The sequence below is a fragment of the Actinoallomurus bryophytorum genome (assembly GCF_006716425.1).
Classification (GTDB): Bacteria; Actinomycetota; Actinomycetes; order Streptosporangiales; family Streptosporangiaceae; genus Actinoallomurus; species Actinoallomurus bryophytorum.
The window spans coordinates 2,569,548-2,593,377 of the sequence record NZ_VFOZ01000001.1 but is presented as its reverse complement, the minus strand read 5'-3'; the positions used below and the strand labels follow the sequence as shown (position 1 = coordinate 2,593,377).

The 23,830-nt window shown below is 70.2% G+C and carries 22 protein-coding genes; 19 read left to right on the top strand and 3 right to left on the bottom strand.

Translation table 11 applies throughout. The features are described from left to right. Positions 1–30 precede the first annotated feature (30 nt). From FB559_RS12170 to FB559_RS12115, 12 genes are all read left to right on the top strand, one after another. Positions 31–1,137, top strand: a complete 1,107-nt coding sequence (locus tag FB559_RS12170; RefSeq protein ID WP_141955718.1) for a zinc-dependent metalloprotease — start codon at positions 31–33, stop codon at positions 1,135–1,137. A gap of 87 nt (positions 1,138–1,224) precedes the next feature. After that, the gene (gene tilS, locus FB559_RS12165) at positions 1,225–2,226 is read left to right on the top strand and encodes a tRNA lysidine(34) synthetase TilS (RefSeq protein ID WP_141955717.1); all 1,002 of its coding nucleotides are present in this window, start codon (positions 1,225–1,227) and stop codon (positions 2,224–2,226) included. Between the two features lie 80 nt (positions 2,227–2,306). Next, a complete protein-coding gene (gene hpt, locus FB559_RS12160) occupies positions 2,307–2,879 on the top strand; it encodes a hypoxanthine phosphoribosyltransferase (protein ID WP_141955716.1) in 573 nt (190 codons plus the stop codon). A 192-nt stretch (positions 2,880–3,071) separates the two neighbouring features. Further along, positions 3,072–5,084: an ATP-dependent zinc metalloprotease FtsH gene (gene ftsH, locus FB559_RS12155; protein WP_141955715.1), complete on the top strand. Its 2,013-nt coding sequence runs from the start codon at positions 3,072–3,074 to the stop codon at positions 5,082–5,084. Beyond that, on the top strand, positions 5,081–5,677 hold the full coding sequence (gene folE / locus FB559_RS12150) for a GTP cyclohydrolase I FolE (protein WP_141955714.1): 597 nt from the start codon (positions 5,081–5,083) through the stop codon (positions 5,675–5,677). The genes ftsH and folE overlap by 4 nt, the downstream gene beginning before the upstream one ends. A gap of 165 nt (positions 5,678–5,842) precedes the next feature. Further along, positions 5,843–7,615: a phosphatidylglycerol lysyltransferase domain-containing protein gene (locus FB559_RS12145; protein ID WP_141955713.1), complete on the top strand. Its 1,773-nt coding sequence runs from the start codon at positions 5,843–5,845 to the stop codon at positions 7,613–7,615. A gap of 791 nt (positions 7,616–8,406) precedes the next feature. Beyond that, the gene (folP, locus tag FB559_RS12140) at positions 8,407–9,258 is read left to right on the top strand and encodes a dihydropteroate synthase (RefSeq protein ID WP_460359715.1); all 852 of its coding nucleotides are present in this window, start codon (positions 8,407–8,409) and stop codon (positions 9,256–9,258) included. A 19-nt stretch (positions 9,259–9,277) separates the two neighbouring features. Beyond that, positions 9,278–9,715: a nuclear transport factor 2 family protein gene (locus tag FB559_RS12135; RefSeq protein ID WP_141955712.1), complete on the top strand. Its 438-nt coding sequence runs from the start codon at positions 9,278–9,280 to the stop codon at positions 9,713–9,715. Next, the gene (gene folB / locus FB559_RS12130) at positions 9,715–10,080 is read left to right on the top strand and encodes a dihydroneopterin aldolase (protein WP_141955711.1); all 366 of its coding nucleotides are present in this window, start codon (positions 9,715–9,717) and stop codon (positions 10,078–10,080) included. Before FB559_RS12135 ends, folB begins: the two co-directional genes overlap by 1 nt. Continuing rightward, on the top strand, positions 10,077–10,598 hold the full coding sequence (folK, locus tag FB559_RS12125; protein WP_141955710.1) for a 2-amino-4-hydroxy-6-hydroxymethyldihydropteridine diphosphokinase: 522 nt from the start codon (positions 10,077–10,079) through the stop codon (positions 10,596–10,598). The genes folB and folK overlap by 4 nt, the downstream gene beginning before the upstream one ends. Continuing rightward, entirely contained in the window at positions 10,595–11,068 is a 474-nt protein-coding gene (locus FB559_RS12120; RefSeq protein WP_141955709.1) for a DUF3180 domain-containing protein, read from the top strand. Before folK ends, FB559_RS12120 begins: the two co-directional genes overlap by 4 nt. Before the next feature lie 8 nt (positions 11,069–11,076). Continuing rightward, a complete protein-coding gene (locus tag FB559_RS12115; protein WP_141955708.1) occupies positions 11,077–11,415 on the top strand; it encodes an MmcQ/YjbR family DNA-binding protein in 339 nt (112 codons plus the stop codon). A 970-nt stretch (positions 11,416–12,385) separates the two neighbouring features. Here FB559_RS12115 and FB559_RS12110 read toward each other — a convergent pair. Further along, positions 12,386–13,573: a serine hydrolase domain-containing protein gene (locus FB559_RS12110; protein WP_141955707.1), complete on the bottom strand. Its 1,188-nt coding sequence runs from the start codon at positions 13,571–13,573 to the stop codon at positions 12,386–12,388. Positions 13,574–13,716: 143 nt separating this feature from the next. Between FB559_RS12110 and FB559_RS12105 the strand changes: the two genes are divergently transcribed. Further along, positions 13,717–14,871 carry a sensor histidine kinase gene (locus tag FB559_RS12105; protein ID WP_141955706.1) on the top strand — a complete coding sequence of 385 codons (1,155 nt, stop codon included), beginning with the start codon at positions 13,717–13,719 and terminating at the stop codon, positions 14,869–14,871. A gap of 671 nt (positions 14,872–15,542) precedes the next feature. After that, positions 15,543–16,202, top strand: coding sequence for a response regulator (locus tag FB559_RS12100; RefSeq protein ID WP_141955705.1), 660 nt, complete (start codon positions 15,543–15,545; stop codon positions 16,200–16,202). Between the two features lie 18 nt (positions 16,203–16,220). On the opposite strand, the gene FB559_RS12095 is transcribed toward FB559_RS12100, so the two are convergent. Next, positions 16,221–17,384 (bottom strand): NADH-quinone oxidoreductase subunit D, encoded by a 1,164-nt coding sequence (locus FB559_RS12095; protein ID WP_141955704.1) that lies wholly within the window; start codon positions 17,382–17,384, stop codon positions 16,221–16,223. A gap of 53 nt (positions 17,385–17,437) precedes the next feature. Here FB559_RS12095 and FB559_RS12090 point away from each other — a divergent pair, with 53 nt between their 5' ends. The 3 genes from FB559_RS12090 to FB559_RS12080 are packed head-to-tail and all read left to right on the top strand — an operon-like array spanning position 17,438 to position 20,796. Beyond that, positions 17,438–18,094: a PH domain-containing protein gene (locus FB559_RS12090; protein WP_246121536.1), complete on the top strand. Its 657-nt coding sequence runs from the start codon at positions 17,438–17,440 to the stop codon at positions 18,092–18,094. A gap of 2 nt (positions 18,095–18,096) precedes the next feature. Beyond that, on the top strand, positions 18,097–19,551 hold the full coding sequence (locus tag FB559_RS12085; RefSeq protein WP_141961643.1) for a PH domain-containing protein: 1,455 nt from the start codon (positions 18,097–18,099) through the stop codon (positions 19,549–19,551). A 57-nt stretch (positions 19,552–19,608) separates the two neighbouring features. Next, positions 19,609–20,796 (top strand): cytochrome P450, encoded by a 1,188-nt coding sequence (locus tag FB559_RS12080; protein WP_141955703.1) that lies wholly within the window; start codon positions 19,609–19,611, stop codon positions 20,794–20,796. Here the strand turns inward: FB559_RS12080 and FB559_RS12075 are convergent. Beyond that, positions 20,756–21,787 carry an SAM-dependent methyltransferase gene (locus FB559_RS12075; protein WP_342780928.1) on the bottom strand — a complete coding sequence of 344 codons (1,032 nt, stop codon included), beginning with the start codon at positions 21,785–21,787 and terminating at the stop codon, positions 20,756–20,758. The two genes, FB559_RS12080 and FB559_RS12075, sit on opposite strands and share 41 nt — an antisense overlap. A 91-nt stretch (positions 21,788–21,878) precedes the next feature. On the opposite strand from FB559_RS12075, the gene FB559_RS12070 reads away from it, so the two are divergent. Together FB559_RS12070 and FB559_RS12065 are read left to right on the top strand one after the other, a co-directional pair. Then, on the top strand, positions 21,879–23,078 hold the full coding sequence (locus FB559_RS12070) for a sensor histidine kinase (protein WP_141955702.1): 1,200 nt from the start codon (positions 21,879–21,881) through the stop codon (positions 23,076–23,078). Between the two features lie 22 nt (positions 23,079–23,100). Then, a complete protein-coding gene (locus FB559_RS12065) occupies positions 23,101–23,778 on the top strand; it encodes a response regulator transcription factor (RefSeq protein WP_141955701.1) in 678 nt (225 codons plus the stop codon). The last annotated feature ends 52 nt before the right edge of the window (positions 23,779–23,830 follow it).

The following is a 23,830-nucleotide window of genomic DNA, read 5'->3' as shown; positions in this document are numbered from 1 at the left end:
CGGCCGGAGAGGGTTGTAATGCCAACTGCCATGATCGACTGGAATGTCGCCGTTCAGACGGGGACCCGACTTGTCCGCCCAGGGCCGCAGGTGAGCCCGACCGAGGCGCGCCAGGTCGTCGCGGAGCTACGCGAGCTTTCCGGAGTGGCGCAGGGCCACGTCCGTGACTTCACCGGCATGGACGGCGGCATCGACGCGTCCCCGGCCAAGGTCGTGGACCGGCCCGGCTGGATCCAGGCGAACGTCGACGGCTTCCGCGTCGTCCTCGAACCCCTGATGGAACAACTCCAGGCGCGCCGCGGCAGCGGGCTGCTCGGCGGTGGCGCCGGCGGCGCGGTGATCCAGGCCGTGGGATCGCGGGTGACCGGCATGCAGGTCGGCGCGATCCTGGCGTACATGGCCAGCCGCGTGCTCGGCCAGTACGAGCTGTTCCTGCCGCCGGACCCGACCGGCCGCGCGCCGACGGGGCGGCTGACCCTCGTCGCGCCCAACATCGTCGGCGCCGAGCAGGAGCTCAAGGTCGACTCCCATGACTTCCGGCTGTGGGTGTGCCTGCACGAGGAGACCCACCGGGCCCAGTTCGCCTCGGTCTCATGGCTGCGCGCCTATGTCCAGGACCAGATGACGGCGTTCCTGCTCGCCTCCGACCTCGACCCCGGCGCGCTGCTCGAACGCCTGCGCGGCGTGGGCGAGGCGGTCGCGGACGCCGTACGCGGCGGCGAGGGCAACCTCATCGACGCGATGCAGACCCCCGAACAGCGCGAGATCCTCGACCGCCTCACGGCCGTGATGACGCTGGCCGAGGGCCACGGCGACTACGTCATGGACGCGGTCGGACCCGAGGTCGTGCCGAGCGTCGCCGACATCCGCGCCAAGTTCCAGCACCGCAGGGAGGGCGCCTCCCAGGTCGACCGGGCGTTCCGGCGCCTGCTGGGCCTCGAGATGAAGATGAAGCAGTACGCGGAGGGCTCGCACTTCGTCAACGAGGTCATCCAGCGGGTCGGCATGGACGGCTTCAACCGCGTCTGGACCTCACCCAACACGCTGCCGACCCATGCCGAGATCAAGGATCCGGGACTGTGGGTGGGCAGGGTCATCGGCAAGCCGGAGCTGCCGGCCACCGAGACCTCCGACTAGTCCGGCCCGGCGCTCGTCGTCACGCGCGACGACGCCGCCAGGCCGAGATGGGGCATCGTCCGATGCCGCACGCCACGAGCCGCGACAATGGGTGCCGTGGGACCTGATCCGGCGGTGGCGGCGGTACGCCTGGCGGTCCGCCGCACCCTCGGCATGATCGAGGTCGGCGATCTGGTGCTCGTCGCGTGCAGCGGCGGCGCCGACTCGCTCGCGCTCGCCGGGGCGCTGGCCTTCGAGGCGTCCAGATCCGGCCACCGCGCGGGCGGTGTCACGGTCGACCACGGCCTCCAGGAGGGCTCCGCCGAGCGCGCCGCCGGCGTCGTGGCGGTCATGGCCGACCTGGGCCTGGCGCCCGCGGAGGCGCACGCGGTCACCGTGGGCACGGACGGCGGCATGGAGGCGGCGGCGCGTACGGCGCGGTACACGGCCCTCGACGAGGCCGCCACGCGCCACCGGGCCACCGCCGTACTGCTGGGGCACACTCTGGACGACCAGGCCGAGACCGTGCTCCTGGGGCTCGCTCGCGGGTCCGGTGCCCGTTCGCTGGCGGGCATGCCCGCCGTCACGGGCCGCTACCACCGCCCGCTGCTGGAGCTCGGCCGGGACCTCACCCACCGTGCCTGTCACGCCATGGGCCTGGTCGCCTGGGAGGACCCGCACAACCGTGACCCGGCGTACGCGCGGGCGCGGGTTCGCGCCGACGTCCTGCCCGCCCTGGAGAAGGACCTGGGCCCCGGCATGGCCGCAGCCCTGGCTCGTACGGCGCGCATGCTCCGCGACGACGCGGACGCCCTCGACGACTGGGCGGCGCGGGTACGTGCCGAGGCGGGTACGGACGAGGCGGATGGGACCGTCGCGCTGGATGTGTCCACGTTGACCGGCCTGCCCCGTGCGGTGCGGACGCGTGTGATTCATCGCACTGCCATCGCCGCGGGCAGCCCTCCCGGTACGCTCGCCGCGGTACACGTCGAGGCGGTGGACGCGCTGGTCACCGGGTGGCACGGCCAGTCCCACGTCGACCTCCCCGGCCGCGTACGTGTTCGGCGCAGGTATGAAAAGCTGCTCTTCGGACCGTCCGAAACCCGGTGATTCCCGTCAAAGGTGACCTGACCACCTCGGACGGGCAGGGAGAGACGGGCATCTGGCCGCGCGATCGGGAAGGGCTTTCGGTGGACGAAGCGGACATGGGAGCGGACCTCGAGAAGGTACTGATCCCAGAGGTCGAGCTCCAGGCCAAGATCCGGGAGCTCGCCGCTCAGGTCGATGAGGACTACGCGGGCCGGGAGCTTCTGCTCGTCGGCGTCCTGAAGGGCGCGGTCATGGTCATGGCCGACCTCGCCCGCGCTCTGCACTCGCCGGTCTCCATGGACTGGATGGCCGTCTCGTCGTACGGCTCGGGGACCAAGTCCTCCGGCGTCGTGCGGATCATGAAGGACCTGGACGCCGACATCATGGGCCGCCACGTCCTGATCGTCGAGGACATCGTCGACTCGGGCCTGACGCTCTCCTGGCTGATGAGCAACCTCGAGTCACGCGGACCGGCGTCGATCGAGGTCTGCACGCTGCTGCGCAAGCCCGACGCGGCCAAGATCAAGGTCAAGGTCAAGTACGTCGGTTTCGACATCCCGAACGAGTTCGTGATCGGGTACGGCCTCGACTACGCGGAGAGGTACCGGAATCTGCCCTTCGTGGGCACACTTGCGCCGCACGTCTACGGTGGAAGTGGGGAACAAGAGGCTTAGCCTCGTACGTTCCTAGTTGCGAAGTGGGGCGCCGGACGTCGTGCTGCGGTCTTCCGCGACACCGGTGTACCTTCATTATCTCAGGCTCCTTGCGGGCCACACTCAGGAAGGCCGCCTCGGCGGGCGTTCGCGCGACGAGGTCTGATGACGCTGGTCAGGAGGGACGGGGCCCCACCACGGGGTTCCGCATAAATGGATCTGAAGCGCTACTTTCGCGGGCCGTTGCTCTGGATTCTGGCCTTCGGGGCGCTGGTACTCCTCGTCATGTACGGGATCAATCCCGGCGGCTCGTACGAGAAGGCCGACACCTCGAGGGTTGTCCAGGCCATCCAGAACAACGAGGTGACCTCCGCCCAGCTTGTTGACAAGGACCAGCGGATCGAGGTCAAGCTCAAGAGCGGCAAACAACTGCAGGCGTCGTGGGTCGACGGCCAGGGCGTCAATCTCGCCAACCTGCTGCAGGAGAAGACCAACGCCGGTCAGCTGAAGAGCTACACGGTGTCGGTGCCGAAGCAGAACGTCTTCTTGAGCCTGCTGTTCAGCTTCCTGCCGATCGTCGTGGTCGTGCTGATCTTCTTGTTCATCATGAACCAGATGCAGGGCGGCGGCTCCCGGGTGATGAACTTCGGGAAGTCCAAGGCCAAACTGGTCACGAAGGACACACCGAAGACCACATTCGCCGACGTGGCCGGGGCCGACGAGGCCATCGAGGAGTTGCAGGAGATCAAGGAGTTCCTGGCAAACCCTGCAAAGTTCCAGGCAATCGGGGCGAAGATCCCCAAGGGCGTGCTGCTGTACGGCTCGCCGGGTACCGGTAAGACGCTGCTCGCACGCGCCGTCGCCGGCGAAGCGGGCGTGCCGTTCTACTCGATCTCCGGCTCGGACTTCGTCGAGATGTTCGTCGGTGTCGGCGCCTCCCGGGTGCGCGACCTGTTCGAGCAGGCGAAGGCCAACGCTCCCTCGATCATCTTCGTGGACGAGATCGACGCGGTCGGCCGGCACCGTGGCGCCGGTCTCGGCGGCGGTCACGACGAGCGCGAGCAGACGCTCAACCAGCTGCTCGTCGAGATGGACGGCTTCGACGTCAAGGGCGGCGTCATCCTGATCGCCGCGACCAACCGGCCCGACATCCTCGACCCGGCGCTGCTGCGTCCGGGCCGTTTCGACCGGCAGATCGTCATCGACCGGCCGGACCTGGAGGGCCGTAAGGGCATCCTCCGGGTGCACGGCCGTGGCAAGCCGTTCGCGCCCGACGTCGAGCTCGACACGATCGCGCGCCGTACGCCCGGCTTCACCGGTGCCGACCTGGCGAACGTCATCAACGAGGCGGCTCTGCTGACCGCGCGCATGGACCGCAAGCAGATCGACATGGACACCCTCGAGGAGTCGATCGACCGGGTCATGGCGGGTCCGGAGCGCAAGAGCCGGGTCATGTCCGACCGGGAGAAGAAGACCATCGCGTACCACGAGGGCGGCCACGCCCTGGTGGCGCACGCACTGCCGAACGCCGACCCCGTGCACAAGATCACGATCTTGTCCCGTGGCCAGGCGCTGGGCTACACGATGACTCTTCCGATGGAGGACAAGTTCCTGGCGAGCCGTTCGGAGATGCTCGACCAGCTCGCCATGCTGCTCGGCGGCCGTACCGCCGAGGAGCTGGTCTTCCACGAGCCCACGACCGGCGCGGCCAACGACATCGAGAAGGCCACCGCGATCGCACGGAAGATGGTCACCGAGTACGGCATGAGCGAGCGCCTCGGCGCCCGCAAGTTCGGCGAGGGCAACGGCGAGCCGTTCCTGGGCCGTGACATGTCGCACAACCGCGACTACTCCGAGGAGATCGCGTCCGCGATCGACGACGAGGTCCGGCGCCTGATCGAGTCCGCCCATGACATCGCGTGGGAGATCCTGGTCGAATACCGGGACGTCCTCGACGACCTGGTGCTCCACCTGATGGACAAGGAGACCTTGTCCAAAAACCAGGTGATCGACATCTTCCGCCCGATCGAGAAGCGGCCGGCCAACCCGTCCTACAGCGGGTACGGCAAGCGTCTGCCCTCCGACCGTCCGCCCGTCCTGACCCCCAAGGAGCTCGCGCTCATGGGACCGAAGGACGTCAAGGACCTGACACAGGGCAACGGCAGCAGTGGAGCGTCGCATCCGGCGGACCGTGAGGAGCAGGACGACAGCGAAGGCAAGGCGTGAACCCAGCTCCAGAGTCGCACGGACCGCCGATCGACCAGGCACGTGTCGAGAAGGCGGTCCGTGAGATCCTCATCGCGGTCGGGGAGGACCCCGACCGCGATGGTCTTGTTGACACGCCCGCGCGAGTCGCGCGGGCGTACGCGGAGCAGCTCGCCGGGATGCGCCAGCGACCCGAGGACGTCCTCAACACGGTGTTCGACGCCGGTCACGACGAGATGGTGATCGTCAAGGACATCGAGGTCTACAGCCTCTGCGAGCACCACCTGGTGCCGTTTCACGGTGTGGCGCACGTCGGCTACACCCCCAACGCGAAGGGTCAGATCACCGGGCTGTCCAAGCTGGCCCGGCTCGTCGACGTCTACGCCCGGCGCCCCCAGGTGCAGGAGCGGATGACGTCTCAGATCGCCGACGCCCTCGTGGACGTGCTCCAGCCCCGCGGCGTGATCGTCGTCGTGGAGGCCGAGCATCTGTGCATGACCATGCGCGGGGTACGCAAGCCCGGCGCCAAGACGCTGACGTCCGCCGTACGCGGCGACTTCCGCGACGAGCCGAGCACGCGTGCGGAGGCGATGAGCCTCATTCTCGGCCGTTGACCTGGCCGCGAACCAACGCCCCTGACTCAACGTCGAATCAAGAGTCCGCGGTGTTACCGTGACACGGGACAGGCCGCCGTCCACCCCTTCCCTTACAGGGCAAAGTGGCATGATTGGGGATGTAGGCGTGCGGCCGAACCCGGCTGACTACGCTGTGGGGCCGTGATGGTGGAGTCGAAGCGTGAGGCGACAGGGCGTCCCGAGGACGAGGGGCGCGATGCCGTTCAGGAGCGCCGCCGCCAGAGACGTTGGGTGCCGACCCTCGCCGGCTGGCTGACCTTCCTCGTCGGACTGCATGACGTCGTCGGTGCCCTACTGCCCGAATGGCACCGCCGCATGGTCCGCGTCGACGAGTTCGTGCCCGGCTCGGTCAACGACGCCGCGCGCACCGCGACGCTGGTCGCGGGCATGCTCTTCCTGCTGCTCTCCCACGGCCTGCGGCGCCGCAAGCGACGCGCGTGGCGCGCGGTCGTGGTCCTGCTCGCCTTCACGGTCTTCTCCCACATCATCAAGGACTTCGCGATCTCCGCGGTCGTCGCGGTCGTGATGCTGGCGGCGCTGGTCTACTTCCGTACCGAGTTCTACGCGACCGGTGACCCGCGTACCCGCTGGCGCGCGCTCTGGGTGGGGTCGTTCCTCGCGGCGTTCAGCGTGGCGATCGGCCTGCTGTTCATCGCCCTCAACACCGGTGGCCTCGACCACAACTACCCCTTCCCCGACCGGCTGGAGCACGTGGTCGCGGGCCTCGTGGGTGCCACCGGGCCCGTCACGTTCGTCTCCGACCGAAAGAACGACCTGTTCAGCCTGATCCTCGGGTCGCTCGGCCTGTTCACCGGGCTCATGACGGCCTTCCTGTTCCTTCGGCCCGCAGAGCCCGCACCGTCACTGTCGGCCGAGGACGAGCAGCGCATCCGCGACCTGCTCGACCGCCAGGGCGCACGTGACTCCCTCGGCTATTTCTCTCTGCGCCGGGACAAGAGCGTGATCTGGTCGCCCACCGGAAAGGCCTGCGTGACCTACCGGGTGGTGTCCGGGGTCATGCTGGCGGGCGGCGACCCGATCGGCGACCCGGAGGCGTGGCCGGGCGCCATCGAGGCGTTCCTGGAGGAGGCGGCGCGGCACGCCTGGGTCCCGGGCGTCATGGGCTGCAGCGAGCTCGGCGCCGAGGTCTGGTGCCGCGAGTCGGGACTGTCCGCGCTGGAGCTCGGCGACGAGGCCATCGTGGACACCGCGGAGTTCTCCCTCGACGGCCGCACGATGCGCAACGTACGGCAGATGGTCAACCGCGTCGGGCGGCAGGGATACGTCGCCGAGATCCGCAGGGAGAAGGACTACGCGCCCGCGGAGCTTCGCGCGCTGTGGGAGCGGGCCGGCACCTGGCGCGGCACCGACAACGAGCGCGGCTTCTCGATGGCCCTGGGCCGGGTCGGCGAGCCGGGCGACGAGGAGTGCGTGTTCGCCACCGCCACCAAGGACGGCGAGCTGCACGCCATCCTGCATTTCGTCCCCTGGGGCACCGACGGGCTCTCCCTCGACCTGATGCGCCGCGACCGCTCGGCGCAACCGGGACTGAACGACTTCCTCATCGTCGAGGCGATCAAGGTGGCGCCCGACCTCGGCGTCAAACGGATGTCCCTCAACTTCGCGGTCTTCCGCGCCGCCCTGGCACGCGGCGAGCGGATCGGCGCCGGCCCGGTGCTCAAGGCCTGGCGCGGGCTGCTGATCTTCCTGTCGCGCTGGTTCCAGATCGAGTCGCTGTACAAGTTCAACGCCAAGTTCCAGCCGGTCTGGCAGCCACGGTTCTTCGTGTACCCGAGCCTCAACGACGCGCCGCGGATCGCGCTGGCGGCGCTGGAGGCCGAGGCGTTCATCGTCTGGCCCCGGCTGCGCATCCCGGGCCTCAAACGCCCGCCCAGGCGTGCGCTGCCCTCGCCCTGAGGGCCGAGCCGCGGAACGGCTCCGCGCTACCCGTGGCGGGGGCCGTCCGGTCCGGCGGGGGTCAGTTCACGGTGAGGGTCTCCGCGGCGGGCCGTGGCTCGTTCGGCGTGCAGGGGACCGTGATGTTGCCCAGGATCGACACGTTCGCCTCGACGGTGACATCGCCGCCCTGGAACTCATCGGTGCCTGCCGTTCCCGGGGTTCGGTCGCCGGCCAGGTCACCGGTGATCGGCTTCTCCGCCTCCTACACGTGCGACATCCCGTTGTCAGGGTCCCAGGACGTCACCATCACCGGTCCCTGACCGCCTCCCCCCAGCCCGCGTCGACCGCGGGAACATCGACCCACTTCACCCTGAGCCTGTCCGCGCCGGTGGCCATCAACTCCTGGACCGCGACCGCCGACATCGACGCGAGCGGCGCCGAGACGGCGACGTTCCAGATGACCGGGAGCGGCGGTACGGCCCCCGCGGAAGCCGGAGGCGTGGGCGGGCGCCTGGACGGCGAGGCCTCCGAGTGCGACTGCGGAGACGGTCACGGCGCGTCTGGCGAGGTACCCGATGTCGTGCCGCGCCTTCCTGCTCGGGCGAGCGAGGGGACGTCATGTCTTGACCAGAGCCTCTGTAATAAGCCGGTCAGGGCCAGCTTACTTATGAGTAAGTTTCATGTTTTGCGACGCAGTGGCCCCGCTCCGTACCCCTGCCGGCCGGTCGGCCGTGGTGTGCGACACGCTCGCGTACGTGAGGCGAACACGACGCGGCGAAGGTCCGGGTCTCGGCACTAGGCTGACCGATATGACCACGAGCATCGCCGGCCTGCCCACCCCCGGGCGCTGCCTCGTGATGGGCGTGGTCAACGTAACCCCCGACTCCTTCTCCGACGGTGGGGCCTTCTTCGACCACCGCGCGGCCATCCGCCACGGTCTGGACCTCGTCGGTGAGGGTGCCGACATCGTCGACGTCGGCGGGGAGTCCACCCGCCCCGGGGCGCAGCGCGTTTCCCTGCAAGAGGAGCTGCGCCGGGTCGTCCCGGTGATCGAGGCACTCGCCGCCGAAGGCGTACCGGTGAGCGTGGACACCATGCGGGCCGAGGTGGCGGACGCGGCGGTCACCGCCGGCGCACGCCTCGTCAACGACGTCAGCGGCGGGCTGGCCGACCCCGCCATGCCGCGCGTGGTGGCCAAGGCCGCCGTGCCGTACGTCGTGATGCACTGGCGCGGGCACAGCCACGACATGGACACCCGTGCCGTCTACGCCGATGTCGTAGGTGAGGTCAAGGACGAGCTGCGGGCCCGCATCAATGCGATCGTCCGTGAGGGCGTCGATGCCTCGCAGCTCATCGTGGATCCCGGCCTGGGCTTCGCCAAGCGGCCGGAGGACAACCACAACTGGACGCTGCTGGCCCATCTCGACGCACTGCTCGATCTCGGGCACCCGGTGCTGGTGGCGGCCTCACGCAAACGCTTCCTGGGCCGGCTGCTCGCCGCACCGGACGGCACCCCGCGGCCGTTCGCCGAGTCCGACGACGCGACCGTGGCGATCACCGCCCTCGCCGCCGCGGCGGGAGCCTGGTGCGTCCGGGTGCACAACGTAGGTCCCAACGCCGACGCCGTACGCGCCGCCGCCGCCTGGGGAGCCGCCCGGTGACGGTCCTGGAGGAAGCCACGTGACGCAGGCCGACGTGAGTGCCGTCGAGACGGTCAACGCGGAGTTCTACGCGGCGTTCGAATCCGCCGACCTCGACCGGATGGGCCTGGTCTGGGCCGACGGCGGCCACGCCGAGGACGTGGTCTGCGTGCACCCGGGCTGGCCACTCCTGCGCGGCCGTGGAACGGTGCTGCGGTCCTGGGCGCTGATCATGGCGAACACCCCGTACATCCAGTTCGTGCTCACCGACACCCAGGTGCGCATCTCTGGTGACCAGGCCATCCTCACCTGTTCTGAGAACATCATCACCGCCGTCGAGGAGTCCGCGAACGCGCTCACCTCGGGGGGAAGCGTCGTGACGACCAATGCGTTCATCCGTACAGATGAGGGCTGGCGGATGTGGCTGCACCACGGTTCGCCGGTGCTGAACCACGAGCAGGACGACGAGGACGGGTGATGGCGACGGACCGGATAGTCCTGCGCGGACTGCGGGCTCGCGGGCGGCACGGCTGCCTGCCCGCCGAGCGCGAGCTCGGCCAGGAGTTCGTGATCGATGTCGCGCTGGGTCTCGACGCCCGCCCGGCGGCGGCAGATGATGATCTCTTGCGTACCGTGGACTACGGCGCCCTGGCCGACCGGCTGGTGGCCGTGGTCGAAGGTGAGCCCGTCAACCTCATAGAGACCCTGGCGGAACACCTGGCGGCTGTCTGCCTCGGTCCGTCCCAGGTCGAGGAAGTGGAGGTCACCGTGCACAAGCCGAGTGCCCCCGTGCCGCACCCCTTCACCGACGTTGCCGTGACGATTCATCGGAGCCGCCCATGACGACATCCGCCGAGAAACGCCGCACCGTGCTGTCCCTCGGCAGCAACCTCGGAGACCGGCTGGACAATCTCCAGGAGGCGATCGACGCGCTGTTCGACGCCCCGGGGCTCGACTTTCTCGGGCTCTCGCCGGTCTATGAGACCAAGCCGGTCGGCGGCCCCGAACAGGGTGACTTCCTCAACGTCGTCATCGTGGCGAACAGCCGCGTCGCGCCGGAGTCGCTGCTCGAACGCGTACTCGCGATCGAGGAGTCGATGGACCGTACGCGCGAGGTCCGCTGGGGACCGCGCACCCTCGATATCGACATCGTCATGATGGGGGATGTGACCTCCGACGATCCGGACCTGCTGCTGCCGCACCCGCGGGCGCGCGAGCGCGCCTTCGTACTCCGGCCGTGGTGCGACCTCGAACCGGACGCGACGCTGCCCGGCCAGGGCCGGGTGACCGACCTCCTGCCCGGCGTCGCCGACCAGGAACTCCACCGCCGCGACGACCTCGCTCTCCAGCCGCCCGCGTGAAGCCGACCCGACTTCCCGTCGTCGCCGTCACGCTGATCGTGGCGGCCGCGCTCACGTGGGCCGTGGTGCGCTTCTGGTACACCTCGCTGCCGCTGCTGCCGTGGACGATGGTGCCGTCGCTGCTGCTGCTCACGCTGGGCGAGCTGTACGCCGCGCAGGTCACGCGGGCCCGCATCCAGCGGCGACCGGACACCAAGCCGATCGACCCACTGGTGGCGGCACGCCTGGCGGCCCTGGCCAAGGCGAGCGCCCACGCCGCGGCGGCACTGGGGGGCGTGTTCGCCGGCATGGCGGTCTACCTGGCATCCTCGCTGGACAAGCCGTCGCCGCGCCGCGACTTCTTCGTCAGCGGCGGCACCGCGCTCGCGGCCGTCGCCCTGATCGTCGGAGCCCTGATCCTCGAACACGCCTGCCGCGTCCCTAAGGGCCCAGAAGACGAGGACGAGAACCGGCCCGCCTCCCGCATCTGAGGAGCCCGATGGCAACAGGTGAGGACCTCCGCAAGCTCGCCCTGTCCCTCCCGGAGGCGTCGGAACGCGAGACCTGGGGCAGCGCGACGTTCCGGGTACGCGACAAGATCTTCGTCATGATGTCGGCGGACGGCACGGGGGCGAGCGTCAAGGCGACGAAGGACGAACAGTCCGCGCTGATCGCGGAGGACCCGGAGACGTTCACCTATCCGGCGTACGTGGGGCAGCACGGATGGATCGGTGTGGACGTCGAGCGCATCGGTACCGACCACCTCCGCGAACTCGTCACGGAAGCCTGGCGCATGACGGCCCCGAAGCGCGTGGTCAGGGCGTTCGACGCCGAGTAGCTCCGGCCTCGCTGCGCAGTCGAGCTGTGGCAGCGGCCCCCGCCGTACCCGATCGGCGCCGCATGGGCGCCATCGCGAGTCGCCGCGACGAAGCAGTGCCGAGGTCGCATGCGTGCGGTCGTGGTCGCGGGCCGTCCCTATCGGCGGAGCGTCCGACTACTACGGTCCCGGCGGGGTGGACACCACCGTCGGCACGACGGTCTTCGGTGCCGCCGCTCCAAGAAGCTCCAAGAAAAGGTCGCCCGCTGGGTCGGATCCCTCGACCAGCGCAGCTCGCCAGAACGGTGACCCGCCAGGACCGACTCGCCGCGAACGGTGGCGGTGGCGTGGTCGTGGGTGGCGATGGCGTGACCGTGGTGGCGATGGTGGTGGCGAGGGCGTGGTCGTGGGGTGGCGCCTGGCCGACGTGCCGTGCATGCCGATCCGCATCGAGGGCGACTGCCTGGTCCGGTGCGAGTGGCTGCTGCTGGAGCAGGTGTACGGGTCGCCGGATCTCCCCGACGCCCGCGTGGTGACGCGGGTGCCGGGGTGGCGGCGGGCGAGGTCGCAGTCGCGGGGTAGCGGTGGCGCGGCGTCGTACGACGTCATGCCCCTGTGGCGTCCCCTCGCTCAGCCACCACCCGGCCTTCCATCCCGCCGACGCCGCGCACCCCCGCTCAGCACGGGGGGCGTTGAGATGGTGAAAGTTATCCACAGCCTGTGGACCCCTCTTGTCCGCACATTTTGAGGGCGCGAGGATCGAGTGAGTTCATCATCACGCAGCCCAGGGAGAGGAGGGATAGGACACACAGGCAGGCGAACAGCGCTTAAGCGAGCGCTCAGCCTCGGCGCGACAGACGTGTCTCCGGTCACTGCTGCCGTCACATGCCGCCCTCCATCACCACTGCCCTGGCTACCGCAGCCCTGGCTACTGCAACCCCGGCTACCACGCTGCCCGGCCCCGTGGGGGCGGCCGGGCTGGGGAGCCTCGTCAGTTGCCGGCCAGGCTTGGGTCGAAGGCGGCGGAGGCGATTTTGATGACGTACGGCATCTCCGAGCCGTCCTTGTTGCCTGTCGGGTTCATGGAGTAGACCAGTACGCGGCTCAGGTCGCGGGTGGCGAACAGGCCGCTCGTGTAGCCCGGCCTTGAGCCGGTCTTGCCCCAGCCCGTGAGGCCGTTGGGCATGGTGGCCTTCATCAGGCCGGCGCTGTAGCAGGCCTGGCCGGCATCCGGGCCGATGACGCAGTTGTCGGTGCCGAGGTACTTCACCTTGGGGACGGTGAACATCTCATCGAGCTCCGACGACGGCACCAGCCGCCCCTTGAAGATCGCCGAGACGAACCGCGTCAGGTCGCCGCTGTTGGAGATGAGGCCGCCCTCCGCCCACGGGAACGGGCTCTGCTCCGAGACGTCGTGCAAGGTCGTCGTTCCGTCCTTGGTGAGCGCGACGTAGCCGTGCGAGTGCGGGCCCGGGAGGCGGGGGTCGTGGCGGTCCAGGACGTAGGTGTTGTGCAGGGACAGCGGCTTGATGATCCGGTTCCGCACCTCCTGGGCGTACGAGTTTCCGGTCACCCGCTCGATGAGCATGCCGGCGATGTAGTAGTTCGTGCCGTTGTAATCCTGCTCCGTGCCCGGGGCGAACTTCATCGGGTACTTGACGGCGTCCGCGACGATCTGTTGTGGTGTCCAGCTGTCCAGGCGGTGGTCGACGAACCACTGCGCGTCGCCGCCGCCGAGGGTGCCGTCGGGCAGGCCACTGGTGTGGTTGAGGAGCTCGCGTACGGTGATGGCCGGTATGGAGGCGGGCAGCAGGCCGGGCATGTAGTGCTGGACCGACCGGTCGAGGTCGATCTCGTGTTCGGCGGCGAGCTGCAGAACGACCACCGCGGTGAACACTTTGGAGATGCTGCCGACGCGGAAGTTCCCATCGGCGGCGACGGGCTTTCCCGACTTGACGTCCCGTACTCCCGACGTGCCGCTCCACTGGCCGGCCGAGCCGGTCACATTGATCAGGGCGCCCGTCACGGTCGCGTTCGGCAGCCCCGAGATCGCGGCCTGCAGCACGGCCGGGTCGAGGGGTGGCAGCGGGTCGGAGGAGGGGCGTACGGCGGCGGAGGCGGTGCTCGCGGAGCCCGCTATGGCAAGGACGGCGCCGATGGCGGCCAGATGTTTTCTCATGGCCTCAATCGTTGGCGTCGAGGCGGCCGGGCGAATCGCCCAGCCCACCGATCTTCACCCCTCGCCCGTACGAGCGAGTCGGCCGCCCTATCTCCGTCGCGCGGGTGAGGCGGGGCCCGGTCACCTCGCCGGATACTGGGCACGTGCGTCTCCCCAGCATCCGGCTGCGTGTCAGCGATGCCTACCTCACCGACGGTGTCGTCGCTCTGGTGGTCCTCGCCGTTCTGTACGCGCCGTTCGTGATTCCGCGAGAGAGCCAGCCCGGTCCGTTCTCGCGCTGGGCATGGGTGTTCAGCGCGACCTCGGCGCTGCCCCTCATCTGGCGCAGGCGATTCCCGCTGCTCTGCCTGCTGGTGATCTTCGCCTCGCTCTTCTGCTACAACCAGGTGCACCACGCGGCGAACCAGCCGATCGCCTGGGGCATGCTCGTCGCCGCGTACTCCATCGCCTGGGGAGGCAGACGCGAGCAGCAGATCGTCGTGCTTCTCGTCGTCGGCGGGACCGCCCTGGCCACCTCCAGGAGCCTGACGACCAGCATCATCGGAGTACTCACCACGACCGGCGCGTACGTCCTGGGAATCCTGGCCAGGCGGCGCGAGATACGGCTCCAGGCTCTCGCGCACCGGGCCGGCGAGATGGAACGCGAGCGTGAGCTGGACCTGGCGCGCGCGACGACCGCCGAACGCGCCAGGATCGCCCGCGACATGCACGACATCCTCGCCCACGCCGTGAGCCTCATGGTCGTGCAGGCCGAGGCGGGGCCGGTCGTCGTACGAACGCACCCGGAGCGGGCCGAGCGGGCGTTCGAGGCCATCGCCGGGGCGGGGCGTGACGCGATGGTCCAGCTCCGCCGGATGCTCGGTGTCCTCAAGGACGAGCAGGACCTGGGCATGCGGGCGCCGCAGCCCACGGTGGCCGGGCTGTCCGGGCTGGTCGAGCAGGTCGGTGTCACCCCCGGGCTGACGGTCGGCCTCCAGACAGAAGGGGAGCCGCGCCGGCTCCCGGCCGACGCCGAGGTCGCGGCGTACCGGATCGCGCAGGAGGCCCTGACCAACACCCTCAAGCACGCCGCCGCGACCCGGGTGACCGTGCGCCTGCAGTGGAGGGAGACCGACCTCATGATCACAGTCGCCGACGACGGCGGGGGAGGTACGGGGCCCGCCGGCTCGGGCAACGGTCTGGTCGGCATTCGCGAACGCGCCGCCGCCTGCGGCGGCACCGCCCAGGCCGGACCGATCCCCGGCGGCTACCGCGTGACCGCCTCCCTGCCCTACGCGCCCGCAGGAGTGATCTCGTGAGCGCCGTGGGCGACCAAGAGGGCGGTCGGCGTTGGCCGTGGGTGGGCCGTAGGGGGTCGGCCCGAAGTGGGGGTGCCCGAAGTGAATGGGCGGAAGAGGCGTGGAACCAAGTGGACCGGTCCGGAGCGTCGATGTGGGCACGGGGTGGCGTGGCTGGGAGAGGGTCGGTCTGGGGTGTGTCAGGCCGGGGTGGCGTGGTCAGGGGAGGGTTAGAGATGCTTCGTGACCGGTGTCCGGCGCTCGGCCCGGTGCCGCGCAGCGCGCTCACACCGCATCAGACGCTGGAGACGGCGGTGGCCTGGAGTGTCGACCTGCTCTCCGCCGCCGACCGGGCACTTCTGTCGTCTGGAGTGAGCCGGTCCGGAGAGTCGCTGACCCGGGCTCTGGCCATCCGTACGCTCACGGATCCTCACATCCGGCTGCCGCACTTTCGCCGGATTTCGGGCGGGTGGCCCGCGCTTTCAGGTCCTGGCCGATGCCGTCTTGCGCACTACGTGCCACGGGCGGGGTGTTGTGACGATGGTGTGCGGTGAAGGGTCGGTCGGTGGTGGTTCTGGGATGCTCGCCGAGCAGAGCGGTCCTGCGCCCGGTGGTCACGGAATGACGGCGCCACCGCCAGGCGGCCACCTGGTGACCGCCCCGGTACCGAGCGCGCGTGTGGAGGTGGGCCTGTGACCATCCGGGTGGTCATCGCTGATGATCAGGAGCTTGTCCGTAGCGGGTTCGCGATGATTCTCGAGGCTCAGCCCGACATCGAGGTGGTCGGTGAGGCGTCCGATGGGGCCGAGGCGCTGGCGGCCGTGCGTGAGCATCGGCCCGACGTTGCCCTGCTCGACATCCGGATGCCGAATCTCGACGGTATCGAGGCCGCTCGCATGGTCTGTGCGCAGACCGACTGCCGTGTGCTGATGCTGACGACGTTCGACCAGGACGACTACGTCTACGACGCCCTGTACGGCGGGGCGAGCGGGTTCCTGCTGAAGGACGTGCGCCGCGACGACCTCGTGCACGCCGTACGCGTGGTGGCGGCGGGCGAGTCGCTGCTGGCTCCGACGGTCACACGGCGGCTGATCTCCGACCTGACCGCTCGCCGGCCCCGGCCGAGCGCGCGTCCGGAAGGGCTCACCCATCTCACGGCGCGAGAGCGGGAGACGTTGAAGCTCCTCGGGCGCGGCCTGTCCAACGCCGAGATCGCGGTCGCCATGGTGGTCAGCGAGCACACGGTGAAGACCCACGTCAGCAACGTGCTCAGCAAGCTCGGTCTGCGTGACCGGGTGCAGGCCGTCATCGCGGCGTACGAGTCGGGCCTGATCGCCCCCGGAGCACCATAACTGCCGCGACCAACGGCGCTACTTGTCGATGTCGCCCACGACGAAGAACATCGAGCCGAGGATGGCGATCATGTCGGCGACCAGGTTGCCCGGCAGCAGCTCGCCGAGCACCTGAATGTTGTTGAACGAGGCCGAGCGGAGCTTCAACCGCCACGGCGTCTTCTCGCCATGGGAGACCAGGTAGTAGCCGTTGATGCCCAGAGGGTTCTCCGTCCAGGCGTACGTATGGCCCTCCGGGACCTTGAGCACCTTCGGCAGCCGTACGTTGATCGGTCCCTGTGGCAGCGCCGCCAGGCGGGCGACGCAGGCGTCGGCCAGATCCAGCGAGACGTACACCTGCTCCAGCAGGCACTCGAACCGGGCCAGGCAGTCGCCCTCGGTGCGGGTCGGCACGCGCAGCACGTCGGCCAGCTCCCCGTAGGCGAGGTACGGCTCGTCGCGCCGCAGGTCGAAGTCGACGCCGGCGGCGCGGGCGATCGGGCCGGACACGCCGTACTGCTCGATCTGCTCGCGTGTCAGCACGCCGACCCCGCGGGTGCGGGCGCGGAAGATCTCGTTGCCGGAGATGAGCCGGTCGATCTGGCCGACCCCGCTGCGTACGGCGGTCACCGCCTCGGTCACCCGGCCGAGCCAGCCGGCGGGCAGATCCTCCTTCAGGCCGCCGACCCGGTTGAACATGTAGTGCATCCGGCCGCCGGAGATCTCCTCCATGACGCGTTGCAACTGCTCGCGTTCGCGGAAGGAGTAGAAGATCGGCGTGATCGCGCCGATCTCCAGGGGATAGGAGCCGAGGAACATCAGATGATTGAGCACGCGGTTGAGCTCGGCGAGGAGGGTGCGGGCCCATATCGCGCGCACCGGAACCTCCATGCCGAGCATCCGCTCGACCGCCATGACGACGCCCAGCTCGCTCGAGAACGCCGACAGCCAGTCGTGCCGGTTGGCGAGCACGATGATCTGGCGGTAGTCGCGGACCTCGAACAGTTTTTCCGCGCCGCGGTGCATGTACCCGACGATCGGCTCGGCGGCCGAGATGCGCTCACCGTCGAGAGTGATCCGCAGGCGCAGGACGCCGTGTGTCGAGGGGTGCTGTGGCCCGATGTTGAGCGTCATGTCCTCGGTCTCGAGGTCCTTGACCCCGGTGCCCACACCCACGATGCGCTCAGTAGTCACGGGGACCATCGTGCCACGCCTGCTCTCGCGGAATGCGGCCCACTTAAGGTTGACTTGTCGCGATGAACGAGAGCTACCCGACCGCGGGCGAGCCACAGGACATGCCGCCGGGCAGTCCGAGGATCCTGCCGCACGGCGCCCCGCCGGTGCCGCAGCGCGGGCCCCTGCCCCCGGCGCCCATGTCCAGCGGCCCTTCGGGGCCTTCGCCGGTGCCCCTCGGCGGCCGGGCGGAGCAGGCGTTCGACCCGCCGTCCGGCATGACGTGGGCACGGGTGTCGCCCCGGCTCACCTGGCACCGGCGCATCGCCGTGCTGTTGTGGGCGCTGCCGCTGACGATCGCCGGCGCCTTCGTCCTCTCGCGCATGATCGGTCTGCTGGGCGGGCTGATCTGGCTCGCGGCGATCATCGTCGCCTGCGCGATGGGCTGGATCGTGGCCGAGCTGGTCTACCGCTCGTGGGGGTTCGCCGAGCGCGCCGATGACCTGCTGGTCACCCACGGCTTCTTCATCAAGCACCTCGTCGTGGTGCCGTACGGCCGGATGCAGTACGTCGACGTGACGGCGGGGCTGCTGGAGCAGTGGCTGGGCGTGGCCACGGTGCGCCTGCACACCGCCGCCGCGGCGACCGACGCCCGCATCCCCGGTCTGCCCGCCAGCGACGCCGCCGTCCTGCGCGACCGCCTCGCGCAGAAGGGCGAATCGAGGTCGATCGGGCTGTGAGCATGGGACCGCCCTACGGGCCCCCGCCCGGGTACGGGCCGGGTCACGACCCACCGCAGGGGCCGCCGTACGGGCCCGTCCCGTACGGCGCTCCACCTCGGTACGGCGCCCCGCCCCCGTACGGCCCGCCGCCCAAGCCGCCGGTGCACTTCTCCGTCGGCGTGCACCGCCTGCACGTGGCCACGGCCGTGATCAACGCGCTGTCCGTCGTGGTGATCATGTTCGTCGTCGGCGGGTACTCCTTGTTGATCACCCAGACCGCCGACGGCGTCGCGCTGCTGTTGACCCCGCAGTCGCTCGCGAGGTTCGTGCTGGTCATGCTGCCGGTCACGGCCGTCGCGGCGCTCGTGGGCTTCTGGACCTGGTGGTCGGTGAAGTTCCGCATCGACGGCGACGACCTCGTGGTCGAGACCGGGATCATGCGTCGGCGCAACCGCCGGATCCCCCTCTCACGTGTCCAGGCGGTCGACGTCGTACGCCCGCTGGTCACCCGGATCTTCGGGCTCGCCGAGGTCCGCGTCGAGCTGGCCGGCGGCGACCAGGCCGAGACCAAGTTCCGCTACCTGGGCCGGTCGATGGGCGAGCAGCTGCGCGCCGAACTCCTGGCCCGCGCCGCCGGGCTGCCGGGCCACACGCCCGAGGCGCCCGAGCGGCCGTACTGGCGGGTCGGCTTCGGCTCACTGTTCGGCTCACAGCTGCTGAAGCTGCCGGTCATCGGCGCGTTGACCCTGTTCGTCGCGCTGCTGGCGTTCGGCGTGGTCTATCGCGAGCCGGGGGTCCTGGCCGCCGCGCTGCCCGTGCTGCTCGGCCTGGCGCGCGGCGTGATAGCACCGCTGCTGATGCACGGTGGCTTCAAGGCCGCCCTGTCACCTGATGGCCTGCGGCTGCGGTACGGGCTGTTCGAGACGCGCATGCAGACGGTGCCGCCGGGCCGCGTACAGGCGGTGCGGGTGATCGAGCCGCTGCTGTGGCGGGGGTACGGCTGGGCGCGCCTCGACGTCACCGTCGCCGGGTATGTCGGCGAACGCCAGGTCCTGTCCTCGGTGCTGCTGCCGGTAGCGCCCCGGCACATCGCCTTCCAGCTCGTCGGCCTGGTCTTCCCGGGCACCAACGCCGAGGCGGTGCCGCTGCTGCCCGCGCCGCGGTCCTGGCTGGCGCCGTTCGGCAACGGCGCGGCCGGCACGGACGACGCCATCTTCGTCACCCGGCGGGGCCGGATGTGCCACCGGCTCGACGTGATCGCCCACGCGCGGGCGCAGAGCGTACGCCTGACGGCGGGCCCGTTGCAGCGGCTGCTCAACCTCGGCACCGTCCACGTCGACGCGCCACCCGGCCCGGTGCAGGTCGCCGCCGAGAACCGCGAGCTGGGCGAGGCGAGGGCGATCGTGGAGTCCGCCGCCGGGCGCGCGCACCGAGCCCGTGCCGCCGACCAGCGAACCGACCGCTGGGCCACCTGACATGACCGAGCGAGGCCGGGGGGCCGACACGCGCCGTCTCCCGGCGAAGGAGGCCAGATGAGCTACGACCCGTGGTCTCCGGAGTTCGTCGCCGACCCGTACCCCGCCTATGCCGAGCTGCGCCGCGACAGGCCCGTCCACTTCGACGAGCCGACCGGCCAGTGGGTGGTCTCCCGTCACGAGGACGTCAACGCGCTGCTGCGGGATCGCCGGCTCGGCCGCACCTACCTCCACGTCGCCTCCCATGAGGAGTTCGGCCGGCCGCCGGAGGCGGAGTTCCTGGCGCCGTTCTGGCGTCTCATCCGTGCCGGCATGCTCGACGTCGAGCCACCGGACCACACCCGGTTGCGGCGGCTGGTGTCCAAGGCGTTCACGCCGCGCAGGGTCGAAGGCCTGCGGACCCGCATCCGTGAGCTGGCCGGAGAGCTCGCGCGCGGGCTCGCCGAACGCGGCGGCGGCGACCTGCTCGCCGAGGTGGCCGAGCCGCTGCCGGTGACGGTGATCGCCGAGATGCTCGGCATCCCCGCGGCGGACCAGCCGCTGCTGCGTCCCTGGTCGGCCCAGATCTGCGGCATGTACGAGCTGGATCCGCCGGACGAGACGCAGCGGACCGCCGTACGCGCCTCGGTGGAGTTCTCCGAATACCTGCGCGACCTGGCGCGCGCCCGGCGCGCCGACCCGGGCGAGGACCTGATCAGCGCGCTCGCCGCGGTCGAGGGCCTCACCGAGGACGAGCTGGTCGGCACGTGCGTGCTGCTGCTGAACGCGGGCCACGAGGCGACCGTGAACGCCACCGGCAACGCCTGGTGGGCGCTGCTCCGCAACCCGGACCAGCTGGAGCGCCTCCGCGCCGACCACGGCCTGATCCCCACGGCCGTCGAGGAGCTGCTCCGCTACGACACTCCGGCGCCGATGTTCGAGCGCTGGGTGCTGGAGGACGTCGAGGTGGCGGGCGTACGTGTGCCGCGCGGCGCCGAGGTGGCCCTGCAGCTCGCCTCCGCGAACCACGACCCGGCCGTCTTCGCCGAGCCCGAGACGCTGGACCTCGCCCGTGACCCGAACCCCCACGTCGGCTTCGGCGCGGGCATTCACTTCTGCCTGGGCGCCCCGCTGGCACGGATCGAGCTGACCGAGTCGATGGGCGCCCTGCTGCGCGCGGCACCGGATCTGCGGCTGAGGACCGAGCCGAAGTGGAAGCCGGGCTTCATCCTGCGCGGTCTGGAGTCGCTTCACGTCGAGGTGTAGCGGCGGCCAGCACCTGCGGCACGTCGACACCGACGGTCTGCACCAGCCAGCCGAACCCGCCCAGTCCCTCACGGTCGATCAGCTCGGCGTCCTCGCCCGCCGCGCGCAGCGCCAGGAGGTAGGCGCGCGGGTCGGTGCGTGCCAGCTCCAGCGGCGGCCGGGTGCCGTGCAGGCCGAGCGCCCGCAGGGCGGCGCGTTGCGTGGTCAGCAGCGTGCTCGTGGCGCCGGCGCCGACTCCCTCGTCGGCGCAGGCGTCGAGGGCGACGTGGGCGGTGATGTCGCACGAGCCGTCCGGCACCGGGGAGACGCACCGGCCGTCGCGGTAGCCGGTGAGCGTGCCGTACGCGGGCCGGCACTCGCGGTCGTGCGCGTAGTCGATGGCCAGGGCCAGGCCGCCGTCCAGCCGCCTGATCACCGAGGCCCACGCCGCGCCGCGGTGCCGCCCGATCTCGGCGCGGTCGCCGGGCTCGCGCAGCGGCCACCAGCGGTCCAGCCAGGCGGCGTCTTCGGCGGACGGCACGGGGCCGGGCAGCTCGGCTCCGGTGTCCGGGTCGACCACGACGAGCCGTAGCCCGTCGCCGGTGAGTTCGACGACATCGAGTGGCACGTTGTCGAGCCATTCGTTGGCGATGACGAGCCCGGTGATCGAGTCCGGCAGGCGGTCGCGCCATTCGATCGCCGGGCTCAGCCCGTCGGGGCGCGGGGCGACCTCCACGGCGATCGGGCGCAGCCGCCCGGACAGTCCGCCCGCCGCCAGGATCTCGGTGAGGAGCTCACCGGAACCGGCGCCGACGTCGACCAGGTCGAACCGCGCCGGCCGTCCGAGCGCGTCGTCCATCTCGGCGACCAGCCGTACCACCGCCTCGGCGAACCGCCGCGAGGCGTGGACCGAGGTACGGAAGTGGGCCGCGGGGCGTTCGCCGCGCGTATAGAAACCGTCCGGTCCGTACAGCGCCCGCTCCATCGCCGTCCGCCATCCGACCTGACTCACGCTATCGACGGTACCGTGTGCCCCCCTGGTCGTACGCGGGTTCCGACCTGGGACTGACGCGCGTCGACCTGAAGGTAAATACGCTGGGGCGATGTTCGCCCGAGTGTTCGCCTGGCTGCGACGGCACCAGACCTTCGTGGATCTGACGCTGATGCTGCCGCTCATCGCGCTGGCGCTGGCGGTCCGGCCTCGATACGTCGAGTTCTACAAAAACGGGCTGCCTCACGAGATCTCCCTGCCGATCCACCTCGCGCTGGCGCTCGTGATGTGCGTTCCGCTGATCTGGCGGCGCCGGTGGCCGCGAGCGGTGTTCGCGCTCATCGCCCTGGTGGCGTTCGGGCAGTGGCTCCTCGGGATCGGCATCGGCGTCAACGACTTCGCGGTCCTGATCGCCATGTACACCATCGCCGCGCAGTGTGCCTTCCGATGGGCGTTCGCGGCGGGGCTGGTCGTCGAGGCCGGCCTCACGATGGCGACCTACAGCCAGGTCAGCCTGGGCGGAGCCGGTGAGGCCGAGTGGAAGTCGCTCCTGCCCACGTCGATCGGCGTCTGGGCGGTCTGGCTGGCCGGCTCGTACATCAGCACACGCCGCAAGTACACCCTGAGCCTGGAGGAGCGGGCCAAACGGCTCGAACGCGAACGCGACGCGCAGGCCGAGGTCGCCGCCGCCGCCGAGCGGGCCCGGATCGCGCGGGAGATGCACGACGTGATCGCGCACAGCATCAGCGTGATGGTGATCCAGGCCGACGGGGCCTCGTTCACGGTGGACACCGACGCCGAGCGGGCCAAGCGCGCGATGCAGGCGATCGGCACCACCGGTCGGCAGGCGCTCACGGAGATGCGCCGGATGCTCGGGGTGCTCCGTGAGGGCGACGGCCAGGCCGCTCTCGCACCGCAGCCGGGCGTCGACCAGCTTTCCGAGCTGGTCGGGCAGATGCGCAACACGGGGCTGCCGGTCGAACTGGCGGTGCGGGGATCCGTCCTCGAGCTGCCCGGCGGCATGGAGCTGGCCGTCTACCGGATCGTCCAGGAGGCCCTCACCAACGTGATGAAGCACGCGGGTCCGTCGGCGAGCGCGTGGGTCGACCTCCACTACGGTGACCAAGCGATCGAGGTACGGGTCCGCGACGACGGGCGGGGCGCGACCTTCTCGGACGGGCGGGGCCACGGCCTGCTGAGCATGCGCGAGCGCGCCGCTGTCTACGGCGGGCAGGTGAGCGCCGAACCCGTCCCCGGCGGCGGTTTCGAGGTCATCGCGCGGTTGCGGGTGAAAGAAGAAGTGAAGGCGTGACCGAGCGGACAGAGGAATGCCCATGACCATCCGCGTCCTGCTGGTGGATGACCAGGAGCTCGTGCGCACCGGCTTCCGTATGGTGCTCGACGCCCAGCCGGGCATCGAGGTGGCCGGTGAGGCGTCCGACGGCCGCCAGGCCCTGGAGGTGCTGCGCTCCACCACGACCGACGTCGTGCTGATGGACGTGCGCATGCCACGGATGGACGGCATCGAGGCGACCCGGCACATCTGTGCGAGCCCCGACGGGCCCAAGGTGATCATCTTGACCACGTTCGACCTGGATGAGTACGCCTTCGCGGCGCTCAAGGCCGGGGCGGCCGGCTTTTTGCTGAAGGACGCACGGCCGGAGCAGCTGATCGAGGCCATTCGCGCGGTCAGCTCGGGCGACTCCGTCGTCGCCCCGAGCACCACCCGCCGGCTCATCGACCGCTTCGTGCAGCACATCCCCGACGAGGACCAGCAGCCGAACGCGGCGCTGGAGACGCTCACCGCCCGTGAGGGCGAGGTGCTGAAGCTCGTCGCGCGAGGCATGTCCAACGGTGAGATCGCCGAGATGCTGTACGTCTCCGAGGCCACCGTGAAGACGCATGTCGGGCGGATCCTGAGCAAGCTGGGCCTGCGCGACCGCGTCCAGGCGGTGGTTTTCGCATACGAGACGGGCCTCATCAAAAGCGGGCAGAACGGTGACGCTAAGTAACGATTACGTTACGTGATTGACGGATCGATTGCCGTTAGCAGAGAGTGCCTGG